Origin of the sequence: Streptomyces sp. NPDC050617 (genome assembly GCF_040654795.1) — a bacterium.
GTDB lineage: Bacteria > Actinomycetota > Actinomycetes > Streptomycetales > Streptomycetaceae > Streptomyces.
In genome coordinates, this window is the sequence record NZ_JBFAIS010000025.1 from 1 (window position 1) to 22820 (window position 22820).

The following is a 22820-nucleotide window of genomic DNA, read 5'->3' on the forward strand; positions in this document are numbered from 1 at the left end:
GCCACCCCCTTTTTCTGGGGGGGTTGGTTGTTTTCCCCCGGTGCGCCCTGCCCCCCCCGGCCCCCCCCCCCCCCCCGGGGGGGGGGGGCCCCCCCCCCCCCCCCCGGCGATTGAGGGCAGAGCGGCCAAGACCACAGCCACCGGCCCGAGCGACGTCCCATCAAGCCCGCCCGGCGATTGAGGGCGAAGACCAGCACGTCACACGCACCGCAGCCCCCTCCAAGCCCGCCCGGCGATTGAGGGCAAGGGGCCGGCGCAGGCCGGCAGCAGGGGCAGCAGCCTGCGGACTCAGCAGCCGAGCAGCCGGCTCCCCAGGTACGCCTCGATCTGGTCGAGCGACACCCGCTCCTGCTTCATCGTGTCGCGCTCGCGCACCGTCACCGCGTTGTCGTCGAGCGTGTCGAAGTCCACCGTCACGCAGAACGGCGTACCGATCTCGTCCTGGCGGCGGTAGCGCCGCCCAATGGCCCCGGCGTCGTCGAACTCGATGTTCCAGTTGCGGCGCAGGTCGGTCGCCAGACCCTTGGCCTTCGGGGAGAGCTGCGGGTTGCGGGACAGCGGCAGGACGGCGACCTTGACCGGCGCGAGGCGCGGGTCGAGCCGCATCACGGTGCGCTTCTCCATGACGCCCTTGGCGTTGGGCGCCTCGTCCTCGTTGTACGCGTCGAGCATGAAGGCGAGCATGGCGCGGTTGAGGCCGGCCGCCGGCTCGATGACGTACGGGAACCAGCGCTCGCCGGCCTCCTGGTCGAAGAACGAGAGGTCCTGGCCGGAGCCCTTGGAGTGCGCCTTGAGGTCGAAGTCGGTGCGGTTGGCGACGCCTTCGAGCTCGGAGTACTCGGTGCCGCCGAAGTTGAAGCGGTACTCGATGTCAACGGTGCGCTTGGAGTAGTGGGAGAGCTTCTCGGCGGCGTGCTCGTACCACCGCATGTTCTCCTCGCGCAGGCCGAGGCCGGTGTACCAGTTCCAGCGCTGCTCCATCCAGTACTCGTGCCACTGCTCGTCCTCGCCGGGCTTGACGAAGAACTCCATCTCCATCTGCTCGAACTCGCGGGTGCGGAAGATGAAGTTGCCCGGCGTGATCTCGTTGCGGAACGATTTGCCGGTCTGCGCGATGCCGAACGGCGGCTTCTTGCGCGAAGTCTGCTGCACCTGGGCGAAGTTGGTGAAGATGCCCTGGGCGGTCTCGGGGCGCAGGTAGGTGACGGCGCCGGAGTCCTGGGTCGGGCCGAGGTGGGTGGCCAGCAGGCCGGAGAACTGCTTGGGCTCGGTGAAGCTGCCCTTGTTGCCGCAGTGCGGGCAGTTGATGTCGGCCAGGCCGTTGGCGGGCGCCTTGCCGTGCTTGGCCTCGTACGCCTCCTCCAGGTGGTCCGCGCGGAACCGCTTGTGGCAGGAGGTGCACTCGGTGAGCGGGTCGGTGAACGTGGCGACGTGGCCCGACGCCTCCCAGACCTCGCGGGCCAGGATCACCGACGAGTCGAGACCGACGACGTCGTCGCGCGAGGTGACCATGGAGCGCCACCACTGGCGCTTGATGTTCTCCTTGAGCTCGACGCCGAGGGGTCCGTAATCCCAGGCGGCGCGCTGGCCGCCGTAGATCTCACTGCACGGGTACACGAAGCCACGGCGCTTGCTCAGGCTGACGATGGTGTCGATCTTGTCGGCGGCCACGGTGCTCTCTTCATTGCGACGACGGATATCGGATGGGGCGGCGCGTAGCGCCTCGTTGGGGGGTGGCGATCGGGAGACGGGCGGGCGAATGCTTCAGGTTACCGGCGGCTCCACCCCCCTAATCAAATCGGTTCCGCGCCCCTCTGACGCGACCTGGCTCACACCCCGCGCTGTTGACAATCATTTCCATTTTTGTTGAAAATGAGTGTCATGAACGTACGCCGCACCGGCTCCACCCGAATACCCGCTGTCACCGTCGCCGCCGTCGCCGCGGCCGGCCTCCTCACGCTCTCCGCCTGCTCCTCCTCGGACACCGCGGCCAAGAGCAAGGACGGAAAACTGAACGTCACGGCGTCGTTCTACCCGATGGAATTCCTCGCCCAGCAGATCGGCGGGGACCACGTCAACGTCACGGACCTGACCAAGCCGGGCGTCGAGCCGCACGACCTGGAGCTCACCCCGAAGCAGACCGCCGCCCTCGGCGAGTCCGGCGCGATCGTCTACCTGAAGGGCCTCCAGCCCTCCGTGGACGACGCCGTCAAGCAGTCCGGCGTGAAGCACGTGGCCGACGCCGCCTCCCTCACCCACCTCGAAGAGCACGGCACCGAGGTCGACGGGCACCACCACACCACCAAGGACAACGGCACCGCCCACAGCGGCGAGGACGAGCACGAGCACGGCGGCCATGACCACGGCCACAGCGCCGCCGCCGACCCGCACATCTGGCTCGACCCCGTGAAGTACGCCGAGGTCGCCAAAGGCGTGAACAAGACCCTCGCCGAGGCCGACCCCGACCACAAGGCCGACTACCAGAAGAACACCGACGCCCTGGTCAAGAAGCTCGGCGACCTCGACGCCTCGTACCGCGACGGGCTCAAGAACCGCGCCTCCGAAACCTTCATCACCACCCACGCCGCCTTCGGCTACCTCGCCGAGCGGTACGGGCTCGTCGAGGAGGCCATCGGCGGCATCGACCCCGAGGCCGAGCCCAGCGCCGCCCGCGTCAAGGACCTGCATAAACTCGCCAAGGACCACGGCGTCAGCACCGTCTTCTTCGAAACCCTCGCCAGCCCCGCCACCGCCAAGACGCTGGCAAGCGACCTGAAGCTGAAGACCGACGTGCTCGACCCGCTCGAAGGCATCACGGACAAGTCCAAGGGCCACGACTACTTCGAGGTGATGACGTCCAACCTCAAGGCCCTGCAGAAGGCCCTCGGCACCAAGTGAGCCGGGCCCACCCGACGGAGGAAACCATGGAACCGCAACCGCCCGAACCGGTCGTCTCGCTGCGCGGCGCCACCGCCTCGCTGGGCTCGCGCCCCGTGCTGCGCGGCATCGACCTGACCGTGCGGCGCGGCGAGGTGGTGGCACTGCTCGGCGCCAACGGCTCCGGCAAGTCCACCGCCGTACGGTCCGTCGTGGGCCAGGTCCCGCTCTCCGCCGGCGAGCTGGAGCTCTTCGGCACCCCGCGGCGCGCCTTCAAGGACTGGGCGCGGATCGGGTACGTACCGCAGCGCACCACCGCCGCCAGCGGGGTGCCCGCGACCGTGCGCGAGGTCGTCTCGGCCGGCCGGCTGGCCCGTACGAAACTGGGTTGGCCGCGCCGGGCGGACCGGGAGGCCGTCGTACGCGCCCTGGAGCTGGTCGGCATGGCCGACCGGATCAAGGACCCGGTGGCGGCGCTCTCCGGCGGCCAGCACCAGCGGGTGCTCATAGCCCGCGCGCTGGCCGCCGAGCCCGAGCTGCTGATCATGGACGAGCCGATGGCCGGCGTCGACCTCGCCAACCAGGCCGTCCTCGCGGACGCCGTGCGCGACCAGGTCGCCGCGGGCACCACCGTCCTGCTCGTCCTGCACGAACTCGGCCCCCTGGAGCCGCTGATCGACCGCGCCGTCGTGCTGCGCGACGGCTGCGTCGTACACGACGGCCCGCCGCCCGAGGCCGTCGGCCAGCACGCGCTGCCCGGCCACGACCACGTACACCCGCACGCCGACCCGGCTGCCGAACCGATCCGGACAGGGCTGCTGACCTGATGGAAATCCTCGACCTCGCCTTCATGCAGCGCGCGCTGCTCGCCGCCCTCCTGGTCGGCGTCACCGCCCCCGCCATCGGCATCTACCTCGTCCAGCGCCGCCAGGCGCTGATGGGCGACGGCATCGGGCACGTCGCCCTGACCGGCGTCGGCCTCGGCTTCCTCCTCAACACCAGCCCGGTGTGGATGGCCACCGCCGTCTCGGTGGCGGGCGCGGTCGCGATGGAGCTGATCCGCTGGTTCGGCCGGACCCGCGGCGACCTCGCGCTGTCGATGCTCTTCTACGGGGGCATGGCGGGCGGCGTGATGCTGATGAGCCTCTCCGCCAACGGCTCCAACGCCAACCTCATGACGTATCTCTTCGGCTCGATCGTCACGGTCTCGCCCTCCGACATCACCACGATGTGCGTACTGGCCGCCTTCGTCGTCCTGGTCACGCTCGGGCTGCGGCGGCAGCTGTTCGCGGTCTGCCAGGACGAGGAGTTCGCCCGCGTCACCGGGCTGCCGGTGCGGCTGCTGAACCTGCTGATCGCGGTGACCGCCGCGGTCACCGTCACCGTCGCGATGCGCGCTGTCGGCCTGCTGCTGGTCAGCGCCCTGATGGTGATACCGGTCGCCGCCGCGCAGCAGATCGCGCGGAGCTTCGCGACCACCTTCGCGATGGCCGCCGCCCTCGGCGTCCTGGTCTCCCTCGCCGGCACCACGACCTCGTACTACGCGGACGTGCCGGCCGGCGCGACCATCGTGCTGATGGCGATCGTGCTGTTCGTCGTGTTCACCGCGCTCGCCGCGCCGCTGGCGAGGAGGCGCGCGAAGGGCGCCGCGGCGGACGGCGAGCGGTGCACGCTGGAGGTGCCGGAGGCGCGTACGCCGACGGACGACGTACGGGTCTAGGTCGTACGCCGCCCATTACGGCACCGGGGGGAGCGCTCCCGCCCGCTCCCGCCCCCCGAACCCCGTCCAGCGCCCTGGGGATATCCCCCGGGGCGCTGCCGCACCTGGCACAATTGGCCGGGTCACTCGTGACGACGGGCATGCAGGCGAGCAGGAGGAGGCAACTGTGGTGACCGCTGGTCCACCGGTACGCGGCCGATCCACCAGGCAGCGAGCCGCCGTCTCGGCGGCGCTCGATCAGGTGGACGAGTTCCGCAGCGCGCAAGAACTCCACGACATGCTCAAACACCGCGGCGACTCGGTCGGCCTGACCACCGTCTACCGCACCCTCCAGTCCCTCGCCGACGCCGGCGAGGTCGACGTGCTCCGCACCAGCGAGGGCGAGGCGGTCTACCGCCGCTGCTCCAGCGGCCACCACCACCATCTGGTGTGCCGGGTCTGCGGCAAGGCGGTCGAGGTCGAGGGGCCCGCCGTCGAGAAGTGGGCGGACTCGATCGCGACCGAGCACGGCTTCGTGGACGTCGCCCACACCGTCGAGATCTTCGGCACCTGCGACGACTGCTCGAAGCGGTAGCCGCAGGACCGTTCGCCTCCCGGCGCCGGACGGGCGCCGGGTCAGCCGGCCGAGGCCGGCTTCTCCGCGTCATCCGCCCCCGCCAAGGGCTCCGCGGCGCCGAACCGACGGTCGCGCTGCGCGTACTCCAGGCAGGCGCGCCAGAGGTCCCGGCGGTCGAAATCGGGCCAGAGCACGTCCTGGAAGACCATCTCCGCGTACGCGCTCTGCCAGATCAGATAGTTCGAGGTGCGCTGCTCCCCGGAGGGGCGCACGAAGAGGTCCACGTCCGGCATGTCCGGGTAGTACATGTACTTGGCGAAGGTCTTCTCATTGACCTTCGACGGGTCGAGCCGCCCCGCCTTGACATCCGCTGCCATCGCCGCCGCCGCGTCCGCGATCTCCGCCCGGCCGCCGTAGTTGACGCAGAAGTACATCGTCATGGCGTCGTTGTCCTTGGTCTGCTCCTGCGCGACCTGGAGCTCCTGGACGACGGACTTCCACAGCTTCGGCATCCGCCCGGTCCAGCGCACCCGGATGCCCATCTCGTCCATCTCGTCGCGGCGGCGGCGGATGACATCGCGGTTGAAGTTCATCAGGAAGCGCACCTCCTCGGGCGAGCGCTTCCAGTTCTCGGTGGAGAAGGCGTACAGGGAGAGGTTCTTGACGCCCAGCTCCAGGCAGCCCTTGAGCACATCGAGGACGACGCCCTCGCCGACCTTGTGGCCCTCCGTGCGCGGCAGCCCGCGCTCCTTGGCCCACCGGCCGTTGCCGTCCATGACGACCGCCACGTGGTTCGGCACCAGCTCACCGGGGATCTTCGGCGGCCGGGCGCCGGAGGGGTGCGGTTCCGGCGTCAGGTATTCGCGTCGGGAACGGCCCAGAATCCCGCGTCGTGCCATGCGTGCCACTTCTCCTAGGTTCGGTAGCTGGTACTGCTACTTCTCGACGTACCGGAGCGAACGCAGACCCCGCTCCAGATGCCAGTGCAGATACGCCGCCACCAGCCCGCTGCCCTCCCTGGCATGCCGCGCCTCGCAGGCGTCGGCCGTCCCCCAGTCCCCCGTCAGCAGCGCGCCGAGCAGCGCGATCGACTCAGAGGAGGGTACGACGCTTCCGGGCACCCGGCACTCCCCGCAGATCACACCCCCCGCGGCGACCGAGAAGAACCGGTTGGGACCAGGCATTCCGCACTTCGCGCACGCCTCGAAGCTGGGCGCGTAGCCGTTCACGGCCAGCGAGCGCAGCAGAAAAGCGTCGAGGATCAGATGCGGCTCGTGCTCCCCCGAGGCCAGGGTCCGCAGCCCCCCGACGAGCAGCAGATACTGCTGCACCGCCGGCTCGCCCTCATGATCGGTGAACCGCTCGGCGGTCTCCAGCATGGCCGTGCCGGCGGTGTAGCGCGCGTAGTCGGTGACGATCGGGCCACCGTACGGAGCGATGGTCTCGCTCTGCGTACACAGCGGCAGCCCGCGCCCCAGCAGCTCCGCCCCCCGCGCGAAGAACTGCACATCAACGTGCGAGAACGGCTCCAGCCGCGCCCCGAACTTCGACTTCGTCCGCCGCACCCCCCGCGCCACGGCCCGCACCCGCCCGTGCCCGCGCGTCAGCAGCGTAATGATCCGATCCGCTTCCCCGAGCTTCTGGGTGCGCAGCACAATGCCGTCGTCGCGGAACAGACTCATGCCGTTCATTGTCCCGCATACCGAAGCCCACCGTGCGCGGGCCTGGTCACGGCCTCGGGGAAGCGAGCGCTCCGGCTTTTACGTGCTGGAGGAGGGTTCGCAGGTGGGCGGGGGTGGCGGTGAGGGTGACGCCGGGGGCGTCGCTTTCACGGAGGAGAACGGTGCCTACAGCCTGCGCGGCGAGCTCTACGCAGTTCCCCTCGGCGTCCGTCGAGTGGGAGGACTTCTGCCACCGCGTTTCGGACATCCCCATGCCTTCAGAGTCGGCGTGCGATGGCGTGCATGAATTCACGCGTGTCCTCGGGGGTCAGCGCGTCGAGCTGCACCGTGTCCAACAGCGGCACCGGCCCGGTGACATACGTGGGGGAACTTCCCGCGTTCGGAAACCCGCCCGCGGAGAACGGAATGACGCGCACGGTCGCATTGTCCCGATCCGGCGCTTCGAGGACATACTCCAACTACCGCCGGGCCACCTTGCGGCGGATCTCCCCGGTCCAGCACGTCCCGGCGCTTCAGCCGATGCGACAGCCTGACCCGGAGCTGGACCGGGATGGGTTCGGGCTCGGCGGTGGAGAGCACGGCCTTCGCATAGTCCTCGGTCTGGAGGAGCCTGGGAATGTGCACGATCTGCACCGAGCGCAGCCCGACCGCGTGGTGTTCGAGTTCTGCCAGGTCGAGGGCGTTGGCGGCCGGCTTCCCCCGGTAGTCCTCCCACCACCCGTGGCCGCGTTTTACAGCCATGACCACGAGCTGATCGACGTACGCCTGGTCACCACATGAGTAGATGGCAGCGAGAGTGCGAACACGTTCCTCGCTCACGCCAAATCGACCAGCTTCCATGTTGCTGATCCGCGTCCGGTTCACGCCCAACTGCTCGGCGGCGTGAGCCACGTTCACCCCAGCGTGTTCGCGCATCTTCCGCAGCTCTGCGCCAAGGCGTCGCTGCCTCGCGGTCGGGGCCGCTCTGGTCGGCATGGCGCCTCCCCCTCACTTCGCCACACAGGTGCCCGTTGGAGAATCTGAGCGCGGAGTCGACGGACGAGGGTGCAGAGACATGCGGACGCCCCGGGGAAACCTGCCCTCGTCTCCTACGCGGCAGGCCGCGGAGGCTCTGGGCGTCGCCCCGGAGACACTCCGCGGATGGGCAGCACAGGGGAACGTGGCGAAGCATCCGGGCCCGACGGCCAACACTGTGCGGGTAGATCTGAGGGGAGTGCAGGACGTAGCAGAGCCGGCGTCTCGTCGGTGCGTGATCCAGATCCTGGCAGGTTGCGCCGCAGCCGAGTCGACATCTGTCTGGCTCACGGTAATCCATGCCAAAGAGGCCAATATCCGGCCCCGCTTCCTCCTGCGTAGAGGTACGTCACCGCACGAACATTTAAATCTGAGGTTCTTCAGAATGCACTGCCAAGAGGAGGAAGAGCTGGTTATACTCGTACTGGAATCAGCATGAATCAGGGGAGCGCATTGGCTAATCTTCTCAGTCAGCAGAAAATGGATATTGAGATCCAATTCTATTCGTTTGCGCTGCAGGAGGCAGACGATGGAATCGTCCCATCTCCATTCCCGGAGGGGCTGACATCGGAAGGATTTCTTTCCTTCCATGAGCGAAGGGTGGACATCAGGAGCGGTGGCCACACGCACACGGCTTCACTAGTCGCCGAGGTGTGGAGCGCTGATCCTTGCGAGGAGGATGGCAAAAATTGGGAAGCCGAAGGGCACGGAGAGGTTGAATGCCCGACGGGAAGGCTTGCCGTGTCTGAGATGATGGGGCAGTCCGGGAATCTTATCAACCTCGGACAAGTTGCAACCCGATGGTGCATTCGAGTCCGCTGCTCGGGTCGTGAAGCTGTTTACAAGGCTGCCCAAGTCGACGTCCCCGAGGGCATCGAGAAGTACTTGGTGCAGCTCTGGCCCGCCGGCCGCAGAAGGGGTCGGAGAGGACACCTTTCCCCCTGTACTGTGCAATAGCTTGGCAGCAGGGCCGACCATCCACTCTCGGTCGACTTGCGGCTTGTAAGACTCCAGCAGCCGCTTCGATTCCTTCAACCCCTTCTTCTGAAGCTCGGAGGGCGTAGGAGCTTTCGCGTTGAGAGGGAGTACGTACGTGTCCAGCGTGAATCGGTCAGATGCCGCTTCGGCAGGACAGCCCCCGTCGGATCGATCCGACGGGGGCTGTTTTGTGTTGGCAGCATCAGACCTTCGTGGCCCTGACGAAGTCGCTCCATGCTCTGCCGTCGAAGCGCGGACGGGGACGACGTTGCGCGCCCGCCGACACGGAGTGACTCAGCCCGACTTGAGGGGCCGTTCACCGATGGGTGGACGGTCCCTCGACGTTCCATGGTCTGAACACTTGCGATGGCCGTAGCCTGACGCTATGGGATCTGCGACTCCGCTTGACCCGTCATTGCCTGTGGGTAGGCGCATCAAGTTCTATCGGGAGCGCGTTGGCAAGACGCGCGCGGTTCTCGCTGGTCATGTCGGCAAGTCTGAAGGTTGGGTCAAGGCTATTGAGACGGGCCGGTTGCAGCCCCCGCGCCTGCCCATGCTGGTCAAGCTCGCCGAGTTCCTTGACGTGCCGGATCTATCAGCGCTGACAGGCTCAGTCTCGCTGCCCACCTCACTGTTCTCGGCAGCGGAGCATCCGGCGCTCTCTGTGGTGCGTCGCGCCGTAGATACGGCACCACTGGGCAATCCGGAAGGACGTCTCCCGTCCGTGGCACACGTAGCGGCCGCACTGTCCGCCGGGTGGCGCACGAGGGGCGCCAGAGGCGATCACCGAACGGCTCTCGGTGAGCTGCTGCCATCACTGGTCACTCATGCGTCTCTCGCTGCATCGCACCCCGATTACCCGGACCAACGACACGCCCTCGTGCTCTACGCCTCAGCTCTAAACCTGGTGCAGATGTACGCCGCTTACCAAGGGGACGGCAATCTTGTCTGGCGCGTCGCGGAGCGCTCACTTGCAGCCGCTCGTGCTTCCGGGGATGAGGCAGCCATAGGGGATGCGGCATGGTTCCTGGTACAGGCGTTCCGAGAATCGGGACAGTGGGACTCGGCACAGGTGATGACGGAAGAGGCCCTACGGGTGCTGTCCCCCGTCCGGAGCAACTCACCGACGGTAGCGGGGGCATGGGCCGCCATGGCCTTCCACGCTGCCATCACACACGCCCGTGCGGGTGAGTCTGGCGACGCATGGCACTGGTTCGACCGTGCAAAGGCGGTTGCGGACACATTGCCCAGCGATCACTGGTCGCCATCGACGTCGGCTTCAGCACGGGTAGTTCCCATCCATGCCGTAACTATCGCTGTCGAGTTGCGGCAGGCGGGAACCGCTCTGCGTTGGGCTGATCGGATCGATCCTGCCGACATCCCCGCTCGCCCCCGACGTGCCCGACACCTGATTGAGGTAGCCCGCGCGCACGCCATGCGCAATCAGCCTGACCAGGTGGTCGAGACGCTTCGGAACGCTGCGGACTCCGCACCGGACACGCCTCGATGGAACCGTGAGGCTCACGACCTTGTGCGCGACTTGCAGAAGGCTCCGGCACGCCTTCGTCGCGATGCAGCCGAACTTGCCGAGGCGGTTGGTCTGCCCGCTTGAGGAATTGATACGGGTACAGACTGTGCCCCTCGGTGCGCTTCGCCGCTTCTACGGTCGTGAGATGACCGAACCAACGAGGTACCCGACCCCACCGGTCGAGTTGCCGTCGCGCCTGGCGCTGGAGCCGACGCCCGTGGCGGGGTGCGCGGGATGCGCCGAACTCGCGAACGTGCGGGACCGCGCGCGTGCCGTCGGCGACGCGTCCACCATCTCGGACTGCAACGTCCTCATGCGACGGCACCCCGAGGGGCACTCGTGATCGCCCAAGAGGACATCGGCCACAAGGTGGAAGACGCAACGGGCAGGGCCGGCATCCTCCGCGACGTAATCCCGGACTACGTAGACCCCTCAGGACCCGCCCAGCAAACGCCGCAAACGCCCCACAGCCTTCCTGGGGCCCGTGGGCGGGGGCGAAGAGTGGTCGGGCCCCGCCGGACGCAGTGAAGCGGATCTAAGAAGCTCCGGCGCACACTGCCCTCGTGGCAGGCGTGCCGGATAGTCCCCCGACCGGACAAGCCATGAGCAGGGACAGGACGTGTCCCGCCTGAGCTGACGTGCTCAGGCTCTCGCCCCGGTCCGCCCTTCACTGGGGTGCTGCCCTAGGCAGTGAGGGCACCCATGGGCCCCCGACGGCGTTTCACCTTCTGTTCCGCCGTCGGGGGTGCTCCGTCGAACCCCCCGCTTCAAGGTAGTGCGAGGCGGGTCAATGGAGGCCGACGACTGCCAGCAACGTCCCGCTTCCCCAGGGGATGCGAGATCCGGTTCCATCGGAAGGGGTACCAGCATGGGTACGACAGCCGAAGCACGAGATCCGCGGTCGTTCCTCGACCCGGAGGTATGGGAGCGAGAGATCACGCTCATGCTCCGGGATCACGTCATGGTGCGCGACATGGCCGAGCGGATCATGGGGCAGGCAGTCGCCTACCTCATCACAGCGATGGAACACCGAACACCGACATGGGCGTCGGCAAGGTCGTCGACATCGGTGTGCACACACTGATCCTCGACACCGAGACGTACTTCGCGTTCTGCGGGAAGTACAACGGAGGCAAGTACAAGCACCACGAACCGAACCTTGTACGCCGGCGCGACGGCACCGTGTTCAGGACGGCGAGCGTCCTCCGCGACAACGGCTTCGCCGTCGACGAGGAGTTGTGGAGCATGGACTCGGCGGACTGTAGCCCGTGCGACCAGAAGGCTCCCGACAGCCACTGAGGATCAGCGCTTCACGAGCGGCCGGGACTGCCCGTCTGGGGGGTGCCGGCCGTTCCTGCTACCGGAGGGACGCACGGCGAGTAGCGTCGCCCTCGTGACCGTGGAAGCAGAGGTTTGGAACGCCTACGCAGAGAGCAAAGCGAAACGATCTCCGTCGCCTGACACTGTGCAGTCGTTCAGGTGGACGCAGTACCCGGGACACGGCCCCACCGAAGCCGTCCTGGGAGACCCCAAGACGGCGCTTGAGGTCGGCTTCGGCAGCGGGGACAACGCCGCGTATCTCGCACGGCAAGGAGTCGACGTCACCGGGGTCGACCTGTCGCCGGTAGCGGTGAAGAACGTGCTCGATCGCTGGGGTGGATGCGGCGCCCGGTTCATCGAAACTGAGGCAGTCGAGTACCTGACCAAGAGCGAAGAGCGGTGGGACGCGATCTACTCCGTGTTCGGCGCCGTATGGTTCACGGACCCGCGGGAACTGCTGCCGCTCCTCCGCGACCACCTGAACCCCGGCGGCGTCCTCGCCTTCGCCCACCCCCCGGCCATCGACGGCTGCTACGGCCCGCAAGGCATGTACAAGGGTGGCTTCGCCGGTCCCCGACAGTTCCTTCGCCGCTACTGCTACACGCCCGAGATGTGGCGCGGCATCCTGCTGCACACCGGGTTCATGGACATTGAAGCGAGCGTGATCGAGGCCCCGGAGCCGGGGCACATCGGCACGCTGCTGGTCCGAGCGCGGATCACACGCTGAACCTGTGCGCTTCGGAAGGTCATCGTTCCGTCGCCGCCGCCGCGTTCCGGATCCAGCTGCGGAATTCGATCGACAGGTGCTCGCAGTGGCCCTCGATCATGGAGTCCGGGGCGGCGGACGGGTAGATGACGCGGACCACGACGTCCGCGCCGGTCGCGGTGGAGCGCGCCTGGTGCAGGCAGTACGCGAAGGGGGTGCCGTCGTCCAGGCTGAGCAGGGCGTTCATCAGCGTGACCGGGTAGGACGCGTCGAGGTACTCGGCGACCAGGGGCGGCAGTTCGCGGGCGACCGACACCTTGAAGCGGGTGAGGTGGCCGCCGATCGTCTCGACCATGCCGCCTGTGTACGTCGGGGGCTCGACGTAGTGCTCGGGGTGGGCGTTGAGGAGCAGCGACTTGTCCTGGAAGCGGCCGGTGGCGGCCTGCGCCCGGAACCAGGTGGCCAGGTCGGTGCCGCTGAGGCCGCGCACCGTGAACTCGGTGCGCGATTCGCGGTAAGTGCCCGCCGACGCCTCGATCAGTTCCTTCTGGAAGCTGTCGCCGGCGGCTATCTGGTCGGCGAGGAGGTCCATCATCACCTGGCCGCCGGCCACGGCCTTCAGGTTCCTCAGGGCGCGCCGCGCGGCCGCCAGTTCCCACTGGTCCACCGTGGTCTCGTCGAACGTGCGGCCCATGGTGTGGACGTCGACTGTCACCGGGGAAGTGTTCATGGTGTTTCCTTTCGCGTTGCTGCGAAACGGCATAGAACGAAACGACACAAGAGTGGCGGATCGCCATATATGCCGCAGACTTCGTCACCACTGTAAGATGCCAGCATGCATCTTACAAGCGAGGATCCCGGCCCCCGGCGTCGCCGGCACGGCGCGGAGCTGAAGAACGCGCTGCTCGACGCCGCCTGGGAGGAGTTGATGGAACGCGGCTACGCCGCCGTCACCTTCGCCGCCGTCGCGCAGCGCGCCGGCACCAGCAGGCCGGTCGTGAACCGCCACTGGACCGCCAAGGACGCGCTCGTACGCGACGCGATCACCCGCGCCAGCGATCAGTTCGAGCTCACCGACCCGGACACCGGGTCCCTGCGCGACGACACGGTCGCGCTGCTGGAAAAGCTCAACGGCGCGTTCACGATGTTCGCGGCGGCCATGACCGCGCAGCTCGCAGCCTATTTCGAGGAGACCGGGACGACCCCCGCCGAGCTGCGGACGTCCCTGATCGACCAGCGGTGGTCACTGATCGAGTCCGTGACGCGCCGCGCCGTCGGGCGCGGGGAGATCGACGGCGCGAAGCTGACCCCGCGCATCACGCGGCTCCCCTACGACCTGCTCCGGCACGACGTGCTCATGAACCTGCGGCCGATGCCGACGTCGGACATCGAGGAGATCGTCGACACCCTCTTCATGCCCTTGGTCACGTGAACGCGAACGTGAACACGAACGTGAACACGGACGGTCAGGACGGCGTACGGGCCGCCGCCAGCAGGCGGTCCGTGTCCTCCGGCCGCAGCAGCAGCGCCCGCCCCACCGTGGACAGGACCTCCCGCTCCGCCGGCTGGTACGGGCCGTCGGCCAGCGCGATCCTCGCGCCCTGGAGCAGGATCGACTCCCGCCCGGCCGGCGCCAGGTGCGGGGCGAGGGGCTCCAGGGACTCGTGCAGCTCGATGGCGAGCGCGGTGCCGCAGGGGTCGAAGCCGTCGCGGTCGTCGGTGTACGCGCCGGGGAGCCGGCCCGTATCGGCGGCGAGCGCCTCGATCAGGGTGAGCAGCTGCTCCTCGCTGCAGTCGGCGTACCCGGCGGCCCGCACCGTGCCGACGGCCGCCTGGCGGACGCCGCGCGCCTCGGTGCCGCCCGCGGCGAGCACGGCCAGCGCGACGGTGTGCACGGCGTCGCGCAGCATCGCCGAGAAGCGCGTGGTGGTGGGGTGGTCGAGGGCGTCCAGCGAGTACCGCGAGTGGCAGGCGGTGCACTCGACGACCGGGCCGACCGGGCCGCGCGGCAGCAGTGGGACGCCGAAGGCGAAGAGGCGGCGGCGGCCGGTGCGGCGGTGGTAATTGCGGTCCCCGCCGCAGTCGGCGCAGAAGAACTCGCCGTCGCCGACGGTGCGCCATACGGTGCGTACGCCGACAAGACAACGGTTCCGCTCGTGTCGGTCTTGCGTGTACATCACGCCGCACCTCCATAACGCCACGGCACCGTCGCCGCGTTGACGTGATGTTAGCCACATCGATGATGCCGCGTCAGCACCTCGTACGCACCCGGAGGACGGCAACGGGCCGAAGACGCCGCCCCGCGCCCCTGTCAGCGGGGGCGCGGGGCGGTGTGCGGTCGCCGTGCGCGTACGGCGAAGAGCAGGTCAGCCGCGGTACGCGCGGTTGACCGCGGAGACGACGGCCTTCAGGGAGGCGCGGGTGGTGTTGGGGTCGATGCCGATGCCCCACAGCACCTGGCCGCCGATGGCGCACTCGATGTACGAGGCGGCCTGGGCGCTGGCCCCCTCGCTCATCGTGTGCTCCTGGTAGTCCAGCAGCCGCGCGTCGACGCCGGCGCCGGCCAGCGCGTCGAAGAACGCGGAGATCGGACCGTTGCCGGTGCCGGTCAGCACCGTGTCCGCACCGTCGACCACGGCCTCCACCGTCAGCGCGTCGGTGCCCTCGCTGGTCGTGGACGTCTGGGCGGCGCGCAGCGTGATGCGGCCCCAGGGGTTGCTGTCCGGGGTGGGCAGGTACTCGTCCTGGAACGTGGACCAGATCGCGGCCGGGGTGACCTCGCCGCCCTCGGCGTCGGTCTTGCTCTGGATGATCCGGGAGAACTCGATCTGCATCCGGCGCGGCAGGTCCAGCTTGTGGTCGTTCTTCAGGACGTAGGCGATGCCGCCCTTGCCGGACTGCGAGTTGACGCGGATGACGGCCTCGTACGAGCGGCCGACGTCCTTCGGGTCGATAGGCAGGTACGGAACCTCCCACTCCAGCTCGTCCACGCTCCTGCCCTGCTCCGCGGCCTGTACCTCCATGGCCTCGAAGCCCTTCTTGATGGCGTCCTGGTGGGAGCCGGAGAAGGCGGTGTAGACCAGATCGCCCGCGTACGGGTGGCGCGGGTGGATCTCCATCTGGTTGCAGTACTCGGCGGTGCGGCGGACCTCGTCGATCTGCGAGAAGTCGATCTGCGGGTCCACGCCCTGGGAGAAGAGGTTCATGCCCAGCGTGACCAGGTCCACGTTGCCGGTCCGCTCGCCCTGACCGAACAGGCAGCCCTCGATGCGGTCCGCCCCGGCCATGATCGCCAGCTCGGCGGCGGCGACGGCGGTCCCCCGGTCGTTGTGCGGGTGCACGGACAGGCATACGTGCTCGCGCCGCGTCAGGTTGCGCGACATCCACTCGAAGCGGTCGGCGTGCGTGGAGGGCGTCGAGCGCTCCACGGTGGCGGGCAGGTTCAGGATGATCTCGCGGCCGTCCTCGGGCTGCCAGACGTCCATGACGCCTTCGCAGACCTCCAGCGCGAAGTCCAGCTCGGTGTCGGTGAAGATCTCCGGGCTGTACTGGTAGCCGAAGGCCGTCTCGTCGCCCAGGATCTTCTCGGCGTACTCCACGACCAGCCGGGTGCCGTCCACCGCGATCTGCTTGACCTGCTCGCGGGAGCCGCGGAAGACGACCCGGCGGAAGGTGGGGGCGGTGGCGTTGTACAGGTGGACGGTGGCCCGGTGCGCGCCGCGCAGCGACTGCACGGTCCGCTCGATCAGCTCCTCGCGGGCCTGCGTCAGCACGGAGATGGTGACGTCCTCCGGGATCGCCCCCTCCTCGATGATCGAGCGGACGAAGTCGAAGTCGGTGGCGCCCGAGGAGGGGAAGCCGACCTCGATCTCCTTGTAGCCCATGCGCACCAGCAGGTCGAACATCTCCCGCTTACGGGCGGGGGACATCGGGTCGATCAGCGCCTGGTTGCCGTCCCGCAGGTCCGTGGAGAGCCACCGCGGCGCGGCCGTGATGCGGTTGTCGGGCCAGGTGCGGTCGGGGATTTCGACGGCCTCGTACTGGCCGTAGCGGTGCGCCGGCATGCCGGACGGCTTCTGCTGGACCGTGGCGGCGGTGATCGGCGTGGGACGGCCGATGGCGTTGTCGGAAACAGACATCTGCGGAGGGCTCCTCGTGGGTCCACTGGGGCGGCCGACGGGTGGATTCACCGCAACACCGAACTCCGCGGGGAGGGGGTCGGCCTACGACTACAGGCCCTCGCCGCGGCAGCTAAGGAGAAGCAGCCCGAAACGCATGATGCTCAGCACCCTAACCGAGCAGTCCGGAAACCGTCGGCCCCGTATCAGTATGCGGGACGGGACATCCGTCGCCGGGCGCGGTCCGCACGGCCCCGGCGCAGCACACGCGACCCCTCGCCGCCGGACAAGAGGAGGCCAACCACTCGATTTCACTAATCATGACGCCAGGGAGTGACAATGCGATGACCCAGTGCCACATTTCCTCGCATGGAAGCCACACCCAATCCCGTCTTCTGCACCATCGTGCCGCCACACGTCCTCGACAAGCTCGCACGAGGCGAGGACCCCACGCGCGCCGACCGGGCCGCGCGCACCATCGAGCACGACGCCCTCCAGCGCACCCGCCGCCGGATCACCACGGTCCGCACCGCGGCGGCCCCGACGGGCGCCCCCTCCGACAAGCCGCAGCGCACCATCTACGACGCCAAGAACCAGGAGACGCTGCCCGGCCGGAAGGTGCACTCCGAGAACGACAAGCCCTCCAAGGACGCGACCGTCAACCGCGCCCACGCGGGCCTCGGCGCGACCTTCGAGCTGTACCTCAAGGTCTACGGCCGGCACTCCATCGACGACTCCGGGCTGCCGCTGAACGCCACCGTCCACTACGGCGAGAAGTACGAGAACGCCTTCTGGGACGGCAGCCGGATGGTCTTCGGCGACGGCGACGGGGACCTGTTCCTCGACTTCACCATCCCCGTGGACGTCATCGGCCACGAGCTGACCCACGGCGTCACCCAGCACACCGCGAACCTGGAGTACTGGGCCCAGTCCGGGGCGCTCAACGAGTCCCTCTCGGACGTCTTCGGCTCGCTGATCAAGCAGTACGCGCTCGGGCAGTCCGCCGCCCAGGCCGACTGGCTCATCGGCGCGGGGCTGCTGGGCCCGGACGTGCAGGGCGAGGCGCTGCGCTCCATGAAGGCGCCGGGCACGGCGTACGACGACGACAAGCTCGGCAAGGACCCGCAGCCCGCGACGATGGACGACTACGTCAACACCTCGCGGGACAACGGCGGCGTGCACATCAACTCCGGCATCCCCAACCACGCCTTCTACCTGCTGGCCACCGAGCTCGGCGGCAACGCCTGGGAGAAGGCCGGGAAGATCTGGTACCACACGCTGACCGGCGGGGAACTGTCCACCGAGGCCCAGTTCACGGACTTCGCCCGGCTGACCGTCGCGAGCGCCCGCACCCTCTTCGGCGAGGGCGACGAGACGCAGACCGTCCTCAAGGCGTGGTCCCAGGTCGGGGTCCCCACCTCGTAGTGACGGACGATCCGGGACAGGATGGCCCCATGCGGATTGCCATCACCCGAACCGGCGGATTCGCCGGCATCGAGCGCCGGGCCGAGCTGGACACCACAGGGCGGCCCGACGCGGATCAGCTGAAAGCCCTGGCCCACCAGGCCCTGAGCGGGTGCCCGAGCGAGCCCCCGCGCGGCGTGCCGGACGGTTTCCACTACGAGATCACCGTCGACGGCCGCACGGCCCACTGCTCGGACCCGCACCTCTCCGAACACCAACGGGAGCTCATCCAGCGCGTGTTGAAGGAAGGCGCGTAGGACGGCACGTAAAGACGGCGCATAGCGGGCGCCGCACCGGAGCGGCCGGAAAGAAGAACCATCCTCACCTCTTGACACCTGTGCCCGCGCCCAAGACGATCGCGATCTCCGATCGGGCAGGGGGCAACACCGGTGCCAGCATCTTCTCCACGGCCGCTTCCGGACCTCCCGCGGGACTTCCTGTGGGGCGTGTCCACCTCCGCGCAGCAGATCGAGGGCGCGCCGCGCGAGGCCGGCCGCACGCCCTCCACGTGGGACGCCTTCGCCGCCGAGGCCGGCCGGATCAAGGACGGCGGCGACGCGTCCGTCGCCTGCGACCACTACCACCGCTACCGCGAGGACGTCGCCCTGCTGAAGGGGCTCGGCGTCGGCGCGTACCGCTTCTCGCTCTCCTGGTCCCGCGTGCACCCCGACGGCCGCGGCCCCGTCAACGAGCCCGGTCTCGACTTCTACGACCGGCTCGTCGACGAGCTGCTCTCGGCGGGCGTACGGCCCGTGCCGACGCTCTTCCACTGGGACACGCCGCTGGCGCTGGAGGAGCGCGGCGGCTGGCTCGTACGGGACACCGCGCACCGCTTCGCCGCGTACGCGGACACCGTCGCCGAGCGGCTCGGGGACCGCGTGGACATGTGGATCACCATCAACGAGCCCGCCGAACTGACGCTGCTCGGCTATGGGTTGGGCGAGCACGCCCCCGGCAGGCGGCTGCTCTTCGACGCGCTGCCCGCCGCCCACCACCAGCTGCTCGGGCACGGCCTGGCCGTGCAGGCGCTGCGGGCGCGCGGGGCCCGTTCCATCGGGATCGCCAACTCGCACGGCCCCACCTGGGCCGCCTCGGACGACACGGCCGACCGGGAGGCCGCGGACCTCTACGACCTGCTCCTGAACCGGCTGTTCGCCGAGCCGGTGCTGCTCGGCCGCTACCCCGACCAGGGGATCGCCGACGCCATGCCCGGCCCGGTCGAGGAGGACCTCAAGACCATCGCGGAGCCGCTGGACTGGTACGGCGTCAACTACTACCAGCCCACCCTCGTCGGCGCGCCCGACCCGGCGGCCGGGGGCGGCAGCGACTACGCGGGCATCGCGCTCCCCGCCGAACTCCCCTTCTCCCTCAAGGAGATCGATGGCCGCCCGCGCACCGGCTTCGGCTGGCCCGTCGTCCCCGAAGGGCTCACCGAGCTGCTGACCGGCTACCGCGACCGCTACGGCGACCGGCTGCCGCCCGTGTACATCACCGAGAACGGCTGCGCGTACGACGGCATCGCCGACCAGGACCGTATCGACTTCCTGGACGGCCACCTGAGGGCGCTGCACCGGGCGATGGAGGCGGGCGTCGACGTCCGGGGGTACTTCGTCTGGTCGCTGATGGACAACTTCGAGTGGGCCGAGGGGTACGGGCAGCGCTTCGGCCTCGTCCACATCGACTACGCCACCCAGGCCCGCACGCCCAAGGACTCGTACCGCTGGCTGCGGGACGCGATACGCGCGAACGCGCGCGGCAGCAGTTGACGGACGCGCTCGCCGCGCCCGCGGGCGAGGTCGGCCGCGGCTGGACGGCCTCCCTCTCGCTCGCCAACGGCGCGGTCTGGGCGGGCTGGTTCGGGCCCATCCAGGTGCTGCTCGCCCTCCAGGCCGCCGAGGTCGCCCCCGGCCACAAGGCGGCGGCCCTCGCCTGGGCGACCGGCTCCGGCGCGGCCGTCTCCGTCGTCGCCAACCCGCTGTTCGGGGCGCTCTCCGACCGCACGACCTCGCGCTACGGCCGCCGGGCGCCCTGGGTCGCCGCCGGTGTGCTGGGCGGGGCCGCCGGGCTCGGAGTGCTCGCCGCCGCCGACACGCTCCCCGTCATGATCGCGGGCTGGTGCCTGGTCCAACTCGCCCTGAACGCCGCGTTCGCCGCGCTCACCGCCGCCGTCCCGGACCGGGTGCCGCACCGGCAGCGCGGCACGGTCGGCGGCTGGCTCGGAGCGGCCCAGATCCTGGGCGTACTGGCCGGGACGGGCCTGGCGACGGCCGCGGGCGGCGGCTCCGCCGGCTATCTGGCCTGCGCGGCCTTCACCGTCCTCGGCGCCCTCCCGTACCTGCTGCACCCCCGCGACCTCGTGCTCCCCCGCGAACTGCGCCCGCCCTTCGGCCTCCGGGCGTTCGCCGCCGGCTTCCGGCTGAGCCCGCGCGCCCACCCGGACCTGGCATGGGCGTGGCTGACCCGCTTCCTGATCAACCTGGGCAACTCCATCGCCCTGCTGTATCTCCTGTACTACCTGCGGGACGTCGTGCGCTACGCGGGCGACGCCGAGGACGGCGTGCTGATCCTCACCGCCGTCAACAGCGCGACGCTGCTCGCGACGGTCGTGGCGGCGGGCGTCCGCTCCGACCGTACGGACCGCCGCAAGCCGTACGTGACCTGGGCCGGCATCCTCATCGCCGGGTCCGCGGTGCTGCTGGCCTGCTGGCAGACGTGGCCCGGCGCGCTGGTCGCGGCGGCCCTGCTGGGCGTCGGCTTCGGGGTGTTCACCTCGGTCGACTTCGCGCTGATCACGGATGTGCTGCCGACCGCCGCGGACCGCGGCAAGGACCTCGGCGTGGTCAACATCGCCAACTCCCTGCCCCAGGTCCTCGCCCCCGCCCTGGCCGCACCGGTCGTCACGCACCTCGGCGGCTACCGGACGCTGTACTTCCTGGCGGCGGCGATGGTCCTGGCGGGCGCGGCGGGGGTGCACCGCATCCGCGGCGTGGACTGAGCACGCGGAGGCGGGTTGACCGGCCCGGTTCCCGCGGAGCGGTTGGCCGGCGGAGCACCGCTGCCACCTGTGCGACTGTCGTTCGACCGCTGTGTGACCGGACGATGACCGCGCAACTGACCGGCCCCGGCGAGTGATTGCCTGCGGGGCATGCACCAGGGAACCACCGCATACCGACCGTGCCTGTCCCTCCCCCCGCCGGCGTGGTCTCCGGCCCCCTCGGCGTCTGCGGGCGCTCGACGCTCAAGGCGTTCCACGAACGCGCCGGCAGGACTCGCGCCGCTCACCGCCTCGTCGGCCAACCCTCTCGACTCGCCGACGGGCAGAGCCCGTCAGCCACACCCGGCATCCCTGTGCGGCCCGGCCCTGCCGATGACCCGATCACCCCATGAAGAAAGGCAGGACATCTCATGGCCAGCCCAGAGGCCCAGGCACGCGGTCCACGAGAAGCGCACGCCCACGGTGAGGACACGACGGACCGGACGGCCTCGAAGGGGCGGATGCTGGGGCTCGACGTACTGCGTGCGTTCGCGATCCTCGGCATGGTCTGGCTGCATTTCGGACTGACCGGCTGGGGGAGCCCCGCGCCGGCCGGAAAGCCCGCCGATGCCGCACTGGCCTGGATTCAGGGGCTGCTCAGCAGCCGCTCGCGGGAGATCTTCTTCCTGCTGGCAGGGGTGACCGTCGCGTTGCTGACCGGTGGTACGTCGGTACGCCGCGGCCAGGAGCGGGTCATCGCCTGGAAGCGGGTAGCGGTCCGTGCGGGAATGCTGTTCGTCCTGGCGATGGTGCTGGGCGAGCTCGGCGCGTGGGACGTCCAGATCCTGCACTACTACGCCCTGTGGCTGCTGCTCCTGCTTCCGTTGTCAGTGCTGCGGGTCAGAACCCTGCTGATCATCGTCGGCGTGCTGGCGCTGGTCTGCCCGGCACTCAAAATTGTCGTCGATCATGTGGGAGCGAGTTGGGGCTTCGTGCCGGGCATGGGACCGGGCCTGGTCCCGAAGGAGTCGGTGGGTGGATTCGTCCTGCTCATCACGCCGGGCGCGTGGCTGCCCACCCTCCAAGAAGTCGTCTTCGGTCTGGGAAACGTCGGCCAGGACACCATCTCCGCACTTCCGTTTCTGGTACTCGGGCTCGCGCTGGGCAAGCTGGACCTGCGCGAAGCCGCGATACGGCGACGGATGACGGTGGCCGGCGCGGGAACGGCCGCGGCCGCACTCCTGCTGTCGCTGGTCTCGATGTATCCGCTGGGCGCCATGGACAAGGTCACCGCGTACAAGAATCCGCCGGCCGCCGCGACGGCCGCGCCCGGGGGTGCGTCTGCGCCAGGGGATGCGTCTGCGTCCGGCGGTGCGTCGTCCGCACCTCCCAGCATGCCCAAGGCGCCCTGGGAGTCGCTCGTCACGATGGGCCACCCCGGCCCTGCCGACAAGCAATTCAGCGCCGCCGAGAGCGTCTTCATGCTCGGCACGATCACCGCACTGCTCGGCGGCCTCCTCACCCTGCTGGACAAGCGGCTGTGGCAGCGGCTGCTCCGCCCCGTGACTGCCTTCGGCAGCATGGCTCTGACCTGGTACTTCGGTCACTTCCTCTGGCTCCAGCACCTCGCGCCGACCAGCGTGGGCACAGGCGGGCCGACCAGCCGTTCCGTTCTGTCCTTCGCCCTCTTCGTCGCGGTCTCGCTCACCGCGTCCCTGCTGTGGCGCACATGGCTGCGCCGCGGCCCCCTGGAATGGCTGGTGCACCGAGCCGTCACCCTCGCGGTACCGGGCAGAGACAGACGCCACCGCGTGGCTTCCAACGATCGGTGAAAGGGCCGACCGTCGCCGCGGGCCGGAAGGCAGGGGCGGCCGGTCGGCTCC

Annotated in this window: 20 protein-coding genes and 2 pseudogenes; 14 read left to right on the forward strand and 8 right to left on the reverse strand. The window is 69.3% G+C overall.

Features of this window, described 5'->3' with window-relative positions; genetic code table 11:
- Positions 1–288: 288 nt before the first annotated feature.
- Positions 289–1671 (reverse strand): glycine--tRNA ligase, encoded by a 1383-nt coding sequence (locus tag AB0I49_RS28040; RefSeq protein WP_363229895.1) that lies wholly within the window; start codon positions 1669–1671, stop codon positions 289–291.
- 210 nt (positions 1672–1881) lie between these two features.
- Between AB0I49_RS28040 and AB0I49_RS28045 the strand changes: the two genes are divergently transcribed.
- The 4 genes from AB0I49_RS28045 to AB0I49_RS28060 all read left to right on the forward strand — a co-directional run bounded on the left by AB0I49_RS28045 (position 1882) and on the right by AB0I49_RS28060 (position 5171).
- Positions 1882–2898 carry a metal ABC transporter substrate-binding protein gene (locus AB0I49_RS28045; RefSeq protein WP_363229896.1) on the forward strand — a complete coding sequence of 339 codons (1017 nt, stop codon included), beginning with the start codon at positions 1882–1884 and terminating at the stop codon, positions 2896–2898.
- A 26-nt stretch (positions 2899–2924) separates the two neighbouring features.
- Positions 2925–3704 (forward strand): metal ABC transporter ATP-binding protein, encoded by a 780-nt coding sequence (locus AB0I49_RS28050; protein WP_363229897.1) that lies wholly within the window; start codon positions 2925–2927, stop codon positions 3702–3704.
- On the forward strand, positions 3704–4597 hold the full coding sequence (locus AB0I49_RS28055; protein WP_363229898.1) for a metal ABC transporter permease: 894 nt from the start codon (positions 3704–3706) through the stop codon (positions 4595–4597). Before AB0I49_RS28050 ends, AB0I49_RS28055 begins: the two co-directional genes overlap by 1 nt.
- 166 nt (positions 4598–4763) lie before the next feature.
- Positions 4764–5171: a Fur family transcriptional regulator gene (locus tag AB0I49_RS28060; protein ID WP_363229899.1), complete on the forward strand. Its 408-nt coding sequence runs from the start codon at positions 4764–4766 to the stop codon at positions 5169–5171.
- Positions 5172–5212: 41 nt separating this feature from the next.
- On the opposite strand, the gene AB0I49_RS28065 is transcribed toward AB0I49_RS28060, so the two are convergent.
- The 4 genes and pseudogenes from AB0I49_RS28065 to AB0I49_RS28080 all read right to left on the reverse strand — a co-directional run bounded on the left by AB0I49_RS28065 (position 5213) and on the right by AB0I49_RS28080 (position 7810).
- Complete coding sequence (locus tag AB0I49_RS28065) at positions 5213–6052, reverse strand: isoprenyl transferase (protein ID WP_363229900.1); 840 nt, start codon at positions 6050–6052, stop codon at positions 5213–5215.
- A 36-nt stretch (positions 6053–6088) separates the two neighbouring features.
- Positions 6089–6835, reverse strand: a complete 747-nt coding sequence (gene recO, locus AB0I49_RS28070) for a DNA repair protein RecO (protein WP_363229902.1) — start codon at positions 6833–6835, stop codon at positions 6089–6091.
- Positions 6836–6881: 46 nt separating this feature from the next.
- Entirely contained in the window at positions 6882–7088 is a 207-nt protein-coding gene (locus tag AB0I49_RS28075; protein WP_363229903.1) for a DUF397 domain-containing protein, read from the reverse strand.
- 4 nt (positions 7089–7092) lie between these two features.
- A pseudogene (locus tag AB0I49_RS28080) lies at positions 7093–7810 on the reverse strand (Scr1 family TA system antitoxin-like transcriptional regulator).
- A gap of 1402 nt (positions 7811–9212) precedes the next feature.
- Between AB0I49_RS28080 and AB0I49_RS28085 the strand changes: the two are divergent.
- The 4 genes and pseudogenes from AB0I49_RS28085 (at position 9213) to AB0I49_RS28100 (ending at position 12402) form a co-directional block, all read left to right on the forward strand.
- Positions 9213–10439 carry a helix-turn-helix domain-containing protein gene (locus tag AB0I49_RS28085; protein WP_363229904.1) on the forward strand — a complete coding sequence of 409 codons (1227 nt, stop codon included), beginning with the start codon at positions 9213–9215 and terminating at the stop codon, positions 10437–10439.
- 61 nt (positions 10440–10500) lie between these two features.
- Positions 10501–10698 carry a hypothetical protein gene (locus tag AB0I49_RS28090; RefSeq protein ID WP_363229905.1) on the forward strand — a complete coding sequence of 66 codons (198 nt, stop codon included), beginning with the start codon at positions 10501–10503 and terminating at the stop codon, positions 10696–10698.
- Between the two features lie 525 nt (positions 10699–11223).
- Positions 11224–11654 (forward strand): annotated as a pseudogene (locus AB0I49_RS28095) (hypothetical protein).
- A 94-nt stretch (positions 11655–11748) separates the two neighbouring features.
- Complete coding sequence (locus tag AB0I49_RS28100; RefSeq protein WP_363229906.1) at positions 11749–12402, forward strand: class I SAM-dependent methyltransferase; 654 nt, start codon at positions 11749–11751, stop codon at positions 12400–12402.
- A gap of 19 nt (positions 12403–12421) precedes the next feature.
- On the opposite strand, the gene AB0I49_RS28105 is transcribed toward AB0I49_RS28100, so the two are convergent.
- The gene (locus AB0I49_RS28105; RefSeq protein ID WP_363229907.1) at positions 12422–13111 is read right to left on the reverse strand and encodes a hypothetical protein; all 690 of its coding nucleotides are present in this window, start codon (positions 13109–13111) and stop codon (positions 12422–12424) included.
- Between the two features lie 105 nt (positions 13112–13216).
- On the opposite strand from AB0I49_RS28105, the gene AB0I49_RS28110 reads away from it, so the two are divergent.
- Entirely contained in the window at positions 13217–13813 is a 597-nt protein-coding gene (locus AB0I49_RS28110) for a TetR/AcrR family transcriptional regulator (RefSeq protein WP_363229908.1), read from the forward strand.
- Positions 13814–13847: 34 nt separating this feature from the next.
- Here AB0I49_RS28110 and AB0I49_RS28115 read toward each other — a convergent pair whose 3' ends face one another.
- The gene (locus AB0I49_RS28115; protein ID WP_363229909.1) at positions 13848–14558 is read right to left on the reverse strand and encodes a TerB family tellurite resistance protein; all 711 of its coding nucleotides are present in this window, start codon (positions 14556–14558) and stop codon (positions 13848–13850) included.
- Positions 14559–14747: 189 nt separating this feature from the next.
- On the reverse strand, positions 14748–16520 hold the full coding sequence (leuA, locus tag AB0I49_RS28120) for a 2-isopropylmalate synthase (protein ID WP_363229910.1): 1773 nt from the start codon (positions 16518–16520) through the stop codon (positions 14748–14750).
- Between the two features lie 348 nt (positions 16521–16868).
- Between leuA and AB0I49_RS28125 the strand changes: the two genes are divergently transcribed.
- From AB0I49_RS28125 to AB0I49_RS28145, 5 genes are all read left to right on the forward strand, one after another.
- Positions 16869–17924, forward strand: coding sequence for a M4 family metallopeptidase (locus tag AB0I49_RS28125; protein WP_363229911.1), 1056 nt, complete (start codon positions 16869–16871; stop codon positions 17922–17924).
- Positions 17925–17953: 29 nt separating this feature from the next.
- Positions 17954–18220, forward strand: a complete 267-nt coding sequence (locus tag AB0I49_RS28130) for a protealysin inhibitor emfourin (RefSeq protein WP_363229912.1) — start codon at positions 17954–17956, stop codon at positions 18218–18220.
- 132 nt (positions 18221–18352) lie between these two features.
- On the forward strand, positions 18353–19729 hold the full coding sequence (locus tag AB0I49_RS28135; RefSeq protein ID WP_363229913.1) for a GH1 family beta-glucosidase: 1377 nt from the start codon (positions 18353–18355) through the stop codon (positions 19727–19729).
- Positions 19726–20958, forward strand: a complete 1233-nt coding sequence (locus AB0I49_RS28140) for an MFS transporter (RefSeq protein WP_363229914.1) — start codon at positions 19726–19728, stop codon at positions 20956–20958. Before AB0I49_RS28135 ends, AB0I49_RS28140 begins: the two co-directional genes overlap by 4 nt.
- A 410-nt stretch (positions 20959–21368) precedes the next feature.
- Complete coding sequence (locus AB0I49_RS28145; protein WP_363229915.1) at positions 21369–22769, forward strand: DUF418 domain-containing protein; 1401 nt, start codon at positions 21369–21371, stop codon at positions 22767–22769.
- Positions 22770–22820 lie beyond the last annotated feature (51 nt).